General features: G+C 55.5%; 13 protein-coding genes. 9 read left to right on the plus strand and 4 right to left on the minus strand.

What is annotated here, in order from left to right; translation table 11 throughout:
• The first annotated feature begins 42 nt into the window (after window positions 1-42).
• The gene (locus Q3V30_RS21015; protein WP_306209134.1) at window positions 43-1,224 is read left to right on the plus strand and encodes a NupC/NupG family nucleoside CNT transporter; all 1,182 of its coding nucleotides are present in this window, start codon (window positions 43-45) and stop codon (window positions 1,222-1,224) included.
• 30 nt (window positions 1,225-1,254) lie between these two features.
• Here Q3V30_RS21015 and Q3V30_RS21020 read toward each other — a convergent pair whose 3' ends face one another.
• A complete protein-coding gene (locus tag Q3V30_RS21020) occupies window positions 1,255-1,680 on the minus strand; it encodes a DUF3574 domain-containing protein (protein ID WP_306209136.1) in 426 nt (141 codons plus the stop codon).
• A gap of 160 nt (window positions 1,681-1,840) precedes the next feature.
• Between Q3V30_RS21020 and Q3V30_RS21025 the strand changes: the two genes are divergently transcribed.
• Window positions 1,841-2,704: a YicC/YloC family endoribonuclease gene (locus Q3V30_RS21025; RefSeq protein ID WP_306209138.1), complete on the plus strand. Its 864-nt coding sequence runs from the start codon at window positions 1,841-1,843 to the stop codon at window positions 2,702-2,704.
• A 129-nt stretch (window positions 2,705-2,833) separates the two neighbouring features.
• Complete coding sequence (locus Q3V30_RS21030) at window positions 2,834-3,172, plus strand: zinc ribbon domain-containing protein YjdM (protein WP_306209140.1); 339 nt, start codon at window positions 2,834-2,836, stop codon at window positions 3,170-3,172.
• Between the two features lie 71 nt (window positions 3,173-3,243).
• Here the strand turns inward: Q3V30_RS21030 and Q3V30_RS21035 are convergent, their stop codons facing one another.
• Window positions 3,244-3,699 (minus strand): hypothetical protein, encoded by a 456-nt coding sequence (locus Q3V30_RS21035; protein WP_306209142.1) that lies wholly within the window; start codon window positions 3,697-3,699, stop codon window positions 3,244-3,246.
• A 226-nt stretch (window positions 3,700-3,925) separates the two neighbouring features.
• Here Q3V30_RS21035 and Q3V30_RS21040 point away from each other — a divergent pair, with 226 nt between their 5' ends.
• Window positions 3,926-4,543: a trimeric intracellular cation channel family protein gene (locus Q3V30_RS21040; RefSeq protein ID WP_306209144.1), complete on the plus strand. Its 618-nt coding sequence runs from the start codon at window positions 3,926-3,928 to the stop codon at window positions 4,541-4,543.
• On the opposite strand, the gene ligB is transcribed toward Q3V30_RS21040, so the two are convergent.
• Window positions 4,518-6,209 (minus strand): NAD-dependent DNA ligase LigB, encoded by a 1,692-nt coding sequence (gene ligB / locus Q3V30_RS21045; protein WP_306209146.1) that lies wholly within the window; start codon window positions 6,207-6,209, stop codon window positions 4,518-4,520. The two genes, Q3V30_RS21040 and ligB, sit on opposite strands and share 26 nt — an antisense overlap.
• Before the next feature lie 251 nt (window positions 6,210-6,460).
• On the opposite strand from ligB, the gene gmk reads away from it, so the two are divergent.
• The 5 genes from gmk to recG are packed head-to-tail and all read left to right on the plus strand — an operon-like array spanning window position 6,461 to window position 12,335.
• Window positions 6,461-7,084: a guanylate kinase gene (gene gmk / locus Q3V30_RS21050; protein ID WP_306209149.1), complete on the plus strand. Its 624-nt coding sequence runs from the start codon at window positions 6,461-6,463 to the stop codon at window positions 7,082-7,084.
• 53 nt (window positions 7,085-7,137) lie between these two features.
• On the plus strand, window positions 7,138-7,413 hold the full coding sequence (gene rpoZ, locus Q3V30_RS21055; protein WP_004154766.1) for a DNA-directed RNA polymerase subunit omega: 276 nt from the start codon (window positions 7,138-7,140) through the stop codon (window positions 7,411-7,413).
• Between the two features lie 21 nt (window positions 7,414-7,434).
• Entirely contained in the window at window positions 7,435-9,555 is a 2,121-nt protein-coding gene (spoT, locus tag Q3V30_RS21060) for a bifunctional GTP diphosphokinase/guanosine-3',5'-bis pyrophosphate 3'-pyrophosphohydrolase (protein ID WP_306209156.1), read from the plus strand.
• Window positions 9,556-9,558: 3 nt separating this feature from the next.
• Entirely contained in the window at window positions 9,559-10,257 is a 699-nt protein-coding gene (trmH, locus tag Q3V30_RS21065) for a tRNA (guanosine(18)-2'-O)-methyltransferase TrmH (protein ID WP_306209158.1), read from the plus strand.
• Window positions 10,254-12,335 carry an ATP-dependent DNA helicase RecG gene (gene recG / locus Q3V30_RS21070; RefSeq protein ID WP_306213269.1) on the plus strand — a complete coding sequence of 694 codons (2,082 nt, stop codon included), beginning with the start codon at window positions 10,254-10,256 and terminating at the stop codon, window positions 12,333-12,335. The genes trmH and recG overlap by 4 nt, the downstream gene beginning before the upstream one ends.
• A 95-nt stretch (window positions 12,336-12,430) precedes the next feature.
• Here recG and Q3V30_RS21075 read toward each other — a convergent pair whose 3' ends face one another.
• Window positions 12,431-13,084 carry an SDR family oxidoreductase gene (locus tag Q3V30_RS21075; RefSeq protein WP_306209161.1) on the minus strand — a complete coding sequence of 218 codons (654 nt, stop codon included), beginning with the start codon at window positions 13,082-13,084 and terminating at the stop codon, window positions 12,431-12,433.
• Window positions 13,085-13,117: the final 33 nt, after the last annotated feature.

Raw genomic sequence — 13,117 nt, forward strand, 5'->3', positions numbered from 1 at the left:
TAAATGCAGCCCTCTTTCTTTGCTCTGCCGGACATCGCTGATATGGAAGTACTTCATTTTATTCTGGCCCTCGCGGTCATCTTTTGCCTGGCGTTGCTGTTCAGCCACGATCGTAAAAAAATTCGCCCTCGGGTCATTCTTCAGCTGATAGTGATTGAAGCTGCTCTGGCCTATTTCTTCCTGCATGCAACCAGCGGCCTCTCGGTGGTGACGGCAGTTTCCGGCTTCTTCGAAACGCTGTTGAAATTTGCCGGACAGGGATCGGAATTTGTATTCGGCGGCATGGCCAGCCAGGGACTGGCGTTCATCTTCCTGGGCGTGCTTTGCCCGATCATCTTTATTTCGGCGCTGATCGGTATTTTGCAGCATTTGCGCATTTTGCCACTGCTAATCCGCCTGGTGGGCACCCTTCTCTCTAAGGTAAATGGCATGGGAAAACTTGAGTCCTTTAACGCCGTCAGTACGCTCATTCTGGGCCAGTCAGAAAACTTTATCGCTTATAAAGGTATTCTTGCTGATATCTCTGAGCGCCGTCTCTATTCCATGGCGGCGGCGGCGATGTCTACGGTATCGCTGTCGATTGTGGGGGCGTATATGTCAATGATTGAGCCGCGCTATGTGGTCGCCGCGCTGCTGCTGAATATGTTCAGCACCTTCATTATCCTGTCGATTATTAATCCCACCATGCCGGGCGACGAACCGGAAATCAGACTGGAAAAGCTGCATGAAGATCAGAGCTTCTTTGAAATGCTGGGGGAGTACATTCTGGCAGGCTTTAAAGTCGCGATGATTATTATGGCGATGCTGATTGGCTTTATCGCCCTGATTGCCGCCGTTAACGCTCTCTTCTCCAGCCTGTTCGGCATCAGTTTCCAGCAGATTCTGGGCTATCTCTTCTGGCCGTTTGCCTGGCTGATTGGTATTCCCGCCCCGGATGCGCTGCGCGCTGCCAGCATCATGGCCACCAAGCTGGTGGCTAATGAGTTTGTCGCCATGATCGAGCTGAAGAAAATTGCGGCCGACCTTTCCCCGCGGGGATTAGGCATCCTCTCGGTGTTCCTGGTTTCCTTCGCCAACTTCGCCTCAATCGGCATTGTGGCGGGTGCGATAAAGGGTCTGAACGAACAGCAGGGCAATGTGGTTTCACGGTATGGCCTGAAGCTGGTCTACGGATCCACGCTGGTTAGCCTGCTTTCAGCCGCGTTTGCCGGACTGGTGTTATAACCCCACAGCCCGGCTAAGCGCCGGGCTTGTTCAGAACGCTACGCAGACGGGTGAGTCTACCCGCATCACAGACTCCTGCTGAAACTGCTGTTTATACCGCGTACGTAACGCTTCTATATTCCGCTCAGCTGGCTCGCCTGGTGAATGGATCACCATTAAAACTTTACTGTTCTCCCGGGCAATCTTGCCACTTCCTTCCAGCCATTGCCCTCTGGCATCAAATACCGTCAGCCCCTCTTTGAAGCGTGGTGTAATCTCTTTATCCACGAACGACTGCCATTCCGGAGCGGTAATACCGGCACCCAGTGGCCTGCTCAGACCAAAATAGAGCGAGGTTTGCGTCATTGCGTCGCCGGAGGTGCAGGCAGGAAAGCTGAAGGCGGAATGAGGGGCCGGTGCTGAACACCCGCTTATCAGAGCAGCCAGCGCCAGCGCGGCCAGTGAAATCGTCTTCATAGAACTCCTTTCAGGTTTCAGGGTGGATCTGCATCTTAAGCTGACAGCAGTAAAACGCCAGAGGCTGCCGCTGATTTAGCGGAGTTTGACTGAATGCCTGTTAAGCCTCTCTCTGCGCCGCTATAATCCGTTCATCTTTCTCTGAAAATGGGTACAGAACATGATCCGCAGTATGACCGCCTACGCCCGGCGCGAAACCAAAGGCGACTGGGGCAGCGCAGCCTGGGAGCTTCGTTCCGTCAACCAGCGCTATTTAGAAACCTACATCCGCCTGCCGGAGCAGTTTCGTGGCCTTGAGCCCGTTATCCGTGAGCGTATTCGTAATCGTCTGACGCGCGGCAAAATTGAATGTAACCTGCGCTTTGATGCCGACCCGAGTGCGCAAAGCTCTCTGGTGCTGAATGAAAAGCTCGCTATCCAGCTGGTGCAGGCCGCGAACTGGGTCAAAATGCAGAGCGATGAAGGGGAGATCAACCCGGTCGATATCCTGCGCTGGCCTGGCGTGATGTCTGCAGAAGAACAGGATCTGGATGCTATCTCTGCTGAGCTGCTGAAATCGCTGGATCTGGCGCTGGACGACTTCATCACCTCCCGTGAAACGGAAGGTACCGCCCTGAAGTCGCTGATTGAGCAGCGTCTGGAAGGAGTGACCAATGAAGTGGTGAAAGTCCGGGCGCAAATGCCAGACGTGCTGAAATGGCAGCGTGAGCGCCTGGTGAGCAAGCTGGAAGATGCGCAGGTTCAGCTGGACAGTAACCGCGTAGAGCAGGAGCTGATCATGCTGGCGCAGCGCGTGGACGTTGCCGAAGAGCTGGACCGTCTGGAAGCGCACGTGAAAGAGACCTATAACATCCTGAAGAAGAAGGAAGCCGTTGGCCGCCGTCTCGACTTTATGATGCAGGAGTTCAATCGCGAGTCGAACACCCTGGCCTCAAAATCGATCAATGCCGAAGTGACCACCTCTGCCATCGAGCTGAAAGTGCTGATTGAGCAGATGCGCGAGCAGATCCAGAACATCGAGTAACTTCACAGGCAACGACAGTCTCGTTCCTGCATTTATAACCCGCCGCGTGGCGGGTTTTTTATTGTAGGCATCCCTGAAACGCCAGGCTAGAATGCCCCCTGATTTTTTATGGTTTTAACGAGGCTTACTATGCAAACCCTTCCTCCGTGCCCGAAGTGCCACTCTGAATATACCTGGCAGGATGGTGCGCTCTTTAATTGCCCTGAATGCGGCCACGTCTGGGCTGAAGGCGCTGATGCCGCGGCAGATGATACGCTGGTGGTGAAAGATGCCAACGGCAATCTGCTGGCAGATGGCGACAGCGTCACGGTGATCAAAGATCTGAAAGTAAAAGGCAGTTCAACGCCGCTGAAAATGGGCACCAGGGTGAAAAGCATTCGTCTGGTCGAAGGCGATCACAATATTGACTGCAAAATTGACGGCTTTGGTCCGATGAAGCTGAAGTCTGAGTTTGTGAAAAAGAACTGATTGCCATGTGCAGTTACCTGCCCCGCCGCTGATACGGCGGGGCGGGCAGCCTCAATCGCAAGCTGGCAATCTCAATCGTAGGCCGCTGCCTCTTCGGCGGTAATCAACGCCATTTTTTCCAGCATCAGCGCAATAGAGCGGGATGAGCGCTCAAACTGCTTACTCAAAGCGGCAATGTCATCACCACGTTGGAAAACTTCGCCTAAACGGATTTTTTCCTCTTCGCTCCAGGGCAGATAAGCATTGGCCGGCTTACCCTCCGCGCGGTTTTTCTCACGGCGTTGTTCCGGCGTCAGCTTTACCTTTTCCTTTCGCTTTATCCCTGCAAAGCATTCGTGAGAGAACTCCTCTGCCAGCTCATAGAGCAGCCTGATTGCCGCCGGGGAGTGAACTGCCGACTCTGGCGGCAACAGCTCACCGGTTTCTGGATGAAATCCCCTGGCAAGTTGTTTAAAAACCTCTCCTGCCATCATTTTCCCTTCTCCTTTTTCATCGCCGGACGATTCGATCTGACGTAAAGTAGTCACTGCACCGGCATGATGATTTTTACACTGAAAGAAATCATCTGACTAATCCATACTCAGCATCGACGATTTTTAATAACTTAATATTCATGATGTTAAACAGTAGCTCTGGATTCACCTTTTTAATTCGGATTAATTAAACTAATTCCGCAGGCGCACCTTAAAAAAATTCAGTCGTCAACTTGCCGTTAATCCTTCAGGCTTGCCGCCGATTATTCTGGAGCTGGCTATGTTACTCACTGTTCTCTATATCATCGGTATCACTGCGGAAGCGATGACCGGCGCACTGGCGGCGGGACGCCGTAAAATGGATATGTTTGGCGTTATCATTATCGCCTCAGTGACCGCTATTGGCGGCGGTTCGGTGCGCGATATGCTGCTGGGCCACTATCCGCTTGGCTGGGTTCAGCATCCTGAATACATCATGATTGTGGCCGCCGCCGCCGTGCTGACCACTCAACTGGCCCACCTGATGCCGCACCTGCGTAAAGTTTTTCTGGTGCTGGATGCGTTGGGTCTGGTGGTGTTCTCCATTATTGGCACCAAAGTGGCGCTGGATATGGGCCATGCCCCGATCATCGCGGCTATCTGCGCGGTGATCACCGGCGTTTTTGGCGGCGTACTGCGGGATATGTTCTGCAACCGCATTCCGCTGGTTTTCCAGAAAGAGCTCTATGCGGGTATCGCTTTCGCCTCTGGCTGGATCTATATCCTGCTGTTAAAAACGCCGCTCTCTCATGAGGTCGTTATCACGGCCACCCTGCTGTTTGGTTTTATCGCCCGTCTGCTGGCGCTGCGCTTCAAGCTGGGACTGCCCATATTCAATTACCCTCATGCAGAGCATTAAGGGAAGATTTCTCTCTCTGCTGCAGGAAGGCAATTAAGGACTCTATTTCAGGGTGATGCAGAAATTTCACCAGCTGTTCTGCACGCCGCCTGCCCATATCCGGCAACTGCTGCCACTCTGCCAGAGTGCGTGAAAGCAGCTTTTGCCAGTTATCATCCTGAAGGGTTTTAAGCGCCTTTTCAGGAAGAGGCACACCCAACGCCCTGACCCAGCGTTTAAAAGGCTGCTGGCGGCTGAGGGAAAACTGATGATAAAGCTGAGCAGCCCGCTGTGGGGTTATTCCCGCTACCTGAGCAAGCTGTTCCTGGGTCAGCGTCAGCCATGAGAAAAGGTGTGAAAGCTGGCCTGACAATATAAGCCGCAGCCAGCTGCTTCTGTTTACGCCGCTCATATTCAGGCCGGATTTACCGCTTAGCCAGACAAGCCGTGCGAGGAACTGTTCACGGCACGCGGGCGTCCAGGCCAGACAGCTCAGCGGATGAAAAGCTGAAATATCAGGTATGGCAGGCGTTGTCCGGTCTTCTACCCGCCAGATTACTTCATCCAGCCGGGGGATCCCCTGGCCCGCAAGGCTGATTGCTACCTGATCTCCGGCGACAATATCCGCCTTCTGCCAGCGGCTCAACGACCCGATGTTAACGCGGCTGACCTGTTTGTCATCCAGCTTCACGGGAATAAGATTAAGCACAGCGCTTATTTTACCCGTGCGTCCAACAGGGAACGCTACAGAACGGACTTCGGTGGTCACGGTAGCTGGCGGATATTTCCAGGCGACGGACCAGGCATTATCACCCGGTTGCCAGTGCTCTCCTTTAATGGGATTACTGTGTATAACCACGCCATCCGTGACAAAAGGCAGCGGCCGGGTAAACCAACGCTCTCGCCAGCCCTCTACCTCATCCGCATCGTTAACCTGTTTACTCCACTGGGCCATAACGGGAAAGCCAGCCCTGCTAAGCCAGGCCAGGCGCTGTGAGAAAGCGTGGGGGCCATCGGGCCATGCCCAGATAAAGATGCCGAAATTTTTTAACGTTGCGGAAGCCTCAAGCTTGCGCATCGCTCCGGCCACTATCGCGCGGGCATTCACGCCCCCCTGTACAGCCTGCTGATGATCGTTCATCTTCAGATAGAGCTCCCCCTGAAGAGTGAGTGAACCGGACTCATCGGGAACCGACTGTGGAATGGCAGGGATCGCGCGCGCTTTTTCCGTCCAGTCTTCACCCTGCAGACCATTGCCGCGGCTGATAACGCGGTGTAGCTTTCCCTGCTGGTAATGCAGCGTCACGGCGACGCCGTCCACCTTAGGCTGCACCCAGAGATCGGTTTTTCCCGCCATCCAGCTTGCCAGGGCCTGCTTACTTGCCATTTTTGCCACGCCAACGTGGGCAATGGGGTGAAGTACTTTGCCGCTTTGTGCCAGTTCAGGCTGACGAAGAGCGCTTTCAGGTCTGAAACAGCGCTGCCAGGCCCGGTACTTTTTTAGCAGGGCGTCATAGCGTTCATCCGTAACAGGGCTTTCTCCCTGACCGTAATAAGCCCGATCCCATTCGCTTAGCTGATTACCCAGCACACGCAGTTCCTGCGCCGCTCTGGCTGGTGTCCAGACCGGGCAGGCAGCCTGCACGGCGAAACCATAAAAGAGCAGTATGGCTCCATAAATCCTCATTTCTGCGCTCCTTATTATGCTGTCAGGCAGAGTAAAAAGAAGCGCCAGAATTAGCGAGAGGCAACGATCAGAGCTGGAACAGAGAGTGAAAAATGAATTTGCCTACCATGAAACGGTGCATAAGTACCGCGACCTGCTTTCCAGAATTTGAGAAATTACCTCTGTTCCTGCCTGAAACGCTGCAGAGAGGGTGCCAGCCGTGTATACTGTGCAGGAAGTAGACTCCGCTTTATTGGCATATCAAGATAATCATGGCTCAAGGCACACTTTTTATTGTTTCTGCTCCCAGCGGGGCGGGAAAATCCAGCTTGATTCACGCGTTGCTGAAAACGCAGCCGCTGTACGATACCCAGGTTTCCATTTCCCACACCACCAGGGGAGTGCGGCCGGGCGAAAACCATGGCGAACATTACTATTTCGTCTCTCATGACGAATTCCGCAGCATGATTGAGGAAGAGGCTTTCCTTGAGCACGCGGAGGTGTTTGGCAATTATTATGGAACCTCGCGTAAAGCAATCGAGCAGGTGCTGTCGACTGGCGTAGATGTCTTCCTGGATATTGACTGGCAGGGCGCACAACAGATTCGGCAGAAAATGCCGCACGCGCGCAGCATTTTTGTGCTGCCGCCGTCAAAAGATGAACTGGATCGCCGCCTGCGTGGCCGCGGCCAGGACAGCGAAGAGGTGATCACCCGACGTATGGCGCAGGCCGTCGCCGAGATGAGCCACTTCGCAGAGTATGATTACCTGATTGTGAATGATGATTTTGACCTGGCGCTGTCAGATTTGAAAACCATCATTCGCGCTGAGCGTCTGCGTATGGGTCGTCAAAAAGCCCGTCATGATGCATTAATCAGCAAACTATTGGCAGACTGAGGACAACTCAGTATGATGCCCAGTCATTTCGTCACCCGTGGAGTATCACACTTATGGCACGCGTAACCGTACAGGACGCAGTAGAAAAAATTGGTAACCGTTTTGACCTGGTGCTGGTCGCGGCTCGTCGCGCTCGTCAGATGCAGGTAGGCGGCAAAGATCCGCTGGTTCCGGAAGAGAACGACAAATCTACCGTGATCGCCCTGCGCGAAATTGAAGAAGGTTTGATCACCAACCAGATTCTGGACGTGCGTGATCGCCAGGAACAGCATGAGCAGGAAGCCGCTGAATTGCAGGCCGTTACCGCTATCGCTGAAGGTCGTCGTTAATCACCAGCCTGCAGGTTGCCCTTGTATCTGTTCGAAAGTCTCAATCAGCTGATTGAAAAATACTTGCCTGAGGAGCAAATCAAACGCCTCAAGCAAGCTTACCTTGTCGCACGTGATGCTCACGAGGGACAGACGCGCTCCAGCGGTGAGCCTTATATTACTCACCCGGTCGCCGTTGCCTGCATCCTGGCTGAAATGAAGCTCGACCATGAAACCCTCATGGCCGCGCTTTTGCACGACGTTATCGAAGATACCCCCGCCACCTACCAGGACATGGAACAGCTCTTTGGCCGGACCGTGGCTGAACTGGTTGAAGGGGTCTCCAAGCTCGATAAGCTGAAGTTCCGCGACAAAAAAGAAGCGCAGGCGGAAAACTTCCGCAAAATGATCATGGCGATGGTGCAGGATATCCGCGTCATTCTGATCAAACTGGCTGACCGCACGCACAACATGCGGACGCTGGGCGCCCTTCGTCCGGACAAAAAACGTCGTATTGCCTTAGAAACGCTGGAAATTTACAGCCCTCTCGCCCACCGGCTCGGTATTCATCACCTGAAAACCGAACTGGAAGAGTTAGGGTTTGAAGCGCTCTATCCAAACCGCTACCGCGTGATCAAAGAAGTGGTCAAGGCGGCCCGCGGCAACCGTAAAGAGATGATCCAGAAAATCCTCTCTGAAATTGACGGTCGTCTGCAGGAAGCGGGCATCCCCTGCCGCGTCAGCGGTCGGGAAAAGCACCTCTATTCTATTTACTGCAAAATGCACCTGAAAGAGCAGCGTTTCCATTCCATCATGGATATCTACGCTTTCCGGGTGATCGTCAGTGATGTCGATACCTGTTATCGGGTGCTGGGGCAGATGCACAGCCTCTATAAACCCCGCCCGGGTCGGGTAAAAGATTATATCGCCATTCCCAAGGCTAACGGCTATCAATCCCTGCATACTTCCATGATCGGCCCGCACGGCGTGCCGGTTGAAGTGCAGATCCGTACCGAAGATATGGATCAGATGGCAGAGATGGGTGTGGCCGCACACTGGGCCTATAAAGAGCAGGGCGAAAGCGGCACTACCGCACAAATTCGCGCCCAGCGCTGGCTCCAGAGCCTGCTTGAGCTGCAGCAGAGTGCCGGCAGCTCCTTTGAATTTATTGAAAGCGTCAAATCCGATCTCTTCCCGGATGAGATTTACGTTTTTACCCCGGAAGGCCGCATTGTCGAACTTCCTGCAGGCGCGACGCCCGTCGACTTTGCCTACGCCGTGCACACCGATATCGGTCATGCCTGCGTGGGCGCACGTGTCGATCGCCAGCCTTATCCCCTTTCTCAGCCGCTGACCAGCGGGCAAACCGTGGAGATCATCACTGCACCTGGCGCGCGTCCAAACGCCGCCTGGCTCAACTTTGTGGTGAGTTCCAAAGCCCGCGCCAAGATCCGCCAGCTGCTGAAAAACCTCAAGCGCGACGACTCCGTCAGCCTTGGGCGCCGTCTGCTGAACCATGCGCTGGGGGGAAGCCGTAAGCTGGCCGAAATTCCGCCGGAGAACGTTCAGCACGAGCTGGAAAGAATGAAGCTGGCGACGCTGGATGACCTGCTGGCTGAAATTGGCCTGGGCAATGCCATGAGCGTGGTCGTAGCGAAAAACCTGCAGCACAACGAACATTCTGCTGCAGCTTCGCAGAGCACCAGCACGCCTTCACGCAGCAAGCTGCCAATCAAAGGCGCCGACGGCGTCCTGATTACCTTTGCCAAATGCTGCCGTCCGATCCCGGGTGACCCGATTGTCGCCCACGTCAGCCCGGGCAAAGGTCTGGTGGTGCACCATGAATCCTGCCGTAATATTCGTGGCTATCAGAAAGAGCCAGAGAAATATATGGCCGTGGAGTGGGACAAGGTTACCGAGCAGGAGTTTGTAGCGGAGATCAAGGTGGATATGTTTAACCATCAGGGTGCGCTGGCAAACCTGACGGCGGCGATTAACACCGCCGGCTCCAATATTCAGAGCCTGAATACGGAAGAAAAAGATGGCCGCGTCTACAGCGCCTTTATCCGTCTGACGGCACGCGATCGCGTCCACCTGGCGAATATTATGCGTAAAATCCGCGTAATGCCGGACGTGATTAAAGTTCATCGTAACCGAAATTAACGCATGAATGCTCAACGCTATGCCCGCATCCTGGAGATGCTGGCCGCCCGTCAGCACGACCTGACCGTCTGTATGGAGCAGGTCCATAAGCCCCATAACGTTTCTGCCGTGATCCGCACGGCGGACGCGGTTGGCGTGCATGAAGTGCATGCCGTCTGGCCCGGCAGTCGCATGCGTACCATGGTCTCCTCCGCTGCGGGCAGTAACAGCTGGGTGCAGGTGAAAACTCACCGCACCATCGCTGAAGCCGTTGGTCACCTCAAAGGCCAGGGCATGCAGATCCTTGCCACACACCTTTCAGATAAAGCTGTCGATTTTCGCGAAGTTGATTACACCCGTCCCACCTGCATTCTGATGGGTCAGGAGAAGACAGGCATCACTCAGGAAGCGCTGGACCTTGCCGATCGGGATATTATTATTCCGATGATCGGTATGGTGCAGTCACTCAACGTTTCGGTTGCCTCTGCTCTGATCCTTTATGAAGCACAGCGGCAACGGCAGAATGCCGGGATGTATCAACGCCAGCAGAGCACACTGGACTACCACGAACAGCAGCGTCTGCTGTTTGAGGGGGGTTACCCGGTACTGGCAAGAGTGGCAAAGCACAAAGGCCTGCCCTATCCGGAAATTAATGATGTGGGTGAAGTGGTTGCTGATGCCGACTGGTGGGCAACCATGCAAGCTTCGGTACGCAAAAAATGACCGGTCGCCTGCTGGATGCCGTCCCGTTAAACTCGCTCACCGGCGTTGGCGCCAGCCAGGCAGGTAAGCTGGCGAAGCTGGGGCTGGTCACCGTGCAGGATTTACTTCTTCATCTGCCGCTGCGCTATGAAGACCGTACCCAACTCTACGCCATTAACGATCTGCTTCCCGCAATTTACGCCACTGTAGAAGGTGAAGTGCTGCAAAGCGACATCAGCTTTGGCCGTCGTCGTATGCTCACCTGCCAGATCAGCGATGGTACCGGCATCCTTACCCTGCGCTTCTTTAACTTCAATGCCGGCATGAAAAACAGCCTGGCGCCAGGCCGCCGCGTGACCGCCTATGGCGAGATCAAACGCGGCCAGCGCGGAGCCGAAATTATTCATCCGGAATACCGCGTACAGGGCGAAAGCGGCGGCGTAGAGCTGCAGGAGACGCTGACGCCGGTTTACTCCACCACCGAAGGCATTCGCCAGGCGACGCTGCGTAACCTCACCGATCAGGCGCTGACGCTGCTGGACACCTGCGCCATTGCCGAGCTGCTGCCCCCTGAACTGAGTCAGGGCATGATTACGCTGAAAGAGGCGCTGCGTACGCTGCATCGCCCGCCGCCGGATATGGCGCTGGCCGATCTGGAGAGCGGCAAACATCCGGCACAGCGGCGTCTGATTATGGAAGAGCTGCTGGCACATAACCTCAGCATGCTGGCCGTGCGCGCCGGTGCTCAGCGTTACCATGCCCTGCCCATGCCTGCCAGACATGCGCTGAGCGACAAGCTGTTGGCGGCTCTGCCTTTCAAACCTACGGCTGCGCAGGCGCGAGTGGTACAGGAAATCGAACAGGATCTGGCTCATGACTACCCGATGATGCGTCTGGTGCAGGGTGACGTCGGGTCAGGAAAAACGCTGGTGGCCGCGCTCACCGCGCTGAACGTTATTGCCTATGGCAAACAGGTCGCCCTGATGGCGCCGACAGAGCTGCTGGCTGAACAGCATGCCAACAACTTCCGCCACTGGTTTGCGCCGCTCGATATTGAAGTGGGCTGGCTGGCCGGTAAGCAGAAGGGGAAGGCGCGGCTGGCTCAGCAGGAGGCGATTGCCAGCGGTCAGGTCTCAATGATCGTGGGAACCCACGCTATTTTTCAGGAGCAGGTGCAGTTCAATGGCCTGGCGCTGGTGATTATCGACGAACAGCACCGGTTTGGCGTCCATCAGCGTCTGGCACTGTGGGAAAAGGGGGAAGAGCAGGGCTTCCATCCGCATCAGCTGATTATGACGGCAACCCCGATCCCACGAACGCTGGCGATGACTGCCTATGCCGATCTTGATACCTCGACGATTGACGAGCTGCCGCCAGGCCGTACCCCGGTTACCACCGTGGCGATTCCCGATACCCGCCGGCCAGATATTATTGCCCGGGTGAAAAGCGCCTGCAGCGATGAAGGACGCCAGGCTTACTGGGTATGTACCCTGATTGAGGAGTCTGAGCAGCTGGAAGCGCAGGCGGCAGAGGCGACGTGGGAAGAGCTGAAGCTGGCACTACCGGAACTTCAGGTGGGTCTGGTGCATGGCCGGATGAAGCCTTCAGAGAAGCAGGCGGTCATGCAGGCGTTTAAGCAGGGCGATATCCATCTGCTGATTGCCACCACGGTGATTGAAGTTGGCGTGGATGTCCCCAACGCCAGCCTGATGATTATCGAGAACCCGGAACGGCTGGGTCTGGCGCAGCTGCACCAGCTTCGGGGGCGCGTGGGCCGTGGTTCGGTGGCTTCTCACTGTGTGCTGCTGTATAAAGCGCCGCTGAGCAAAACGGCACAAAAGCGGTTGCAGGTTTTGCGCGACAGCAACGACGGTTTTGTCATTGCGCAATGTGATTTGGAGATACGCGGGCCGGGTGAACTGTTGGGCACCCGACAGACCGGCAATGCGGAGTTCAAAGTGGCGGACCTGCTGCGTGATGGCGCTATGATCCCGGAAGTGCAGCGGGTGGCGCGGCATATCCACCAGCATTACCCCGAACAGGCTCAGGCACTGATCGAACGCTGGCTGCCAGAAACACAGCGCTACACTAACGCCTGACGGGGCCCTGCACGCCGGGCCAGCCTCCGCGCCTGCTCACTGGCTGCTCTTGCCACCCTTTCTCAATGATCGTTACAGCCCCAGCGCGGCTTTATTTACTGAGCTTTGTATAGCGCGACAGCGTCATCCACCGGCTGCTCGCCCGCTGTGAGTTCAAGAATGACCCGTTTTACCTCAGGCTGCTCCACCAGGCTGTGTAAGACGGCAGCCACATCCTCTCTTGGCACCGTTCCATAAGGAATAGCCAGCCCGATACGCACTTTACCGGTGCCTGACTCGTTCACCAGCGTGCCCGGCCGCAGAATAACCCACTCCAGCGAGGTGGCCGCCAGCATCACGTCGGCCTGCTTTTTCACCTGCATGTAGTGCTCAAAGGTGGGCGAAATCTTCTTAGCCCGACCCGCCTCCGGAAATGCAGAGACCAGCAGGAAGCGTTTGATGCCCGCCAGCCTGGCCGCTTCGGCGGCAAATTTGCAGCCCCGCCCGTCGATGCCGTCGGTTAATTCAATGCCTGCTCCGGCAGCGCCTGCGGAGAAGACGACGGTGTCGCAGCCCTTCATCGCCTCTGCCAGCTTTTCACTGCTGGTGGTCATCAGGTCAAGATTAACGGGCGTTACGCCATCTGCCCTCAGCTCATCAGCCTGCGCGTCACGGCGACAGCTCCCCTTTACCTGATGACCAGCCTGAACCAGACGCTTTCTTAAATGGCTCCCCACGCCGCCCGTTGCACCAATAATAAATACCTGCATCTTGTTCTCTCCCACTGAATGTTCATCTGAGGG

Origin of the sequence: Erwinia pyri, assembly GCF_030758455.1 — a bacterium.
Taxonomy (GTDB): Bacteria; Pseudomonadota; Gammaproteobacteria; order Enterobacterales; family Enterobacteriaceae; genus Erwinia; species Erwinia pyri.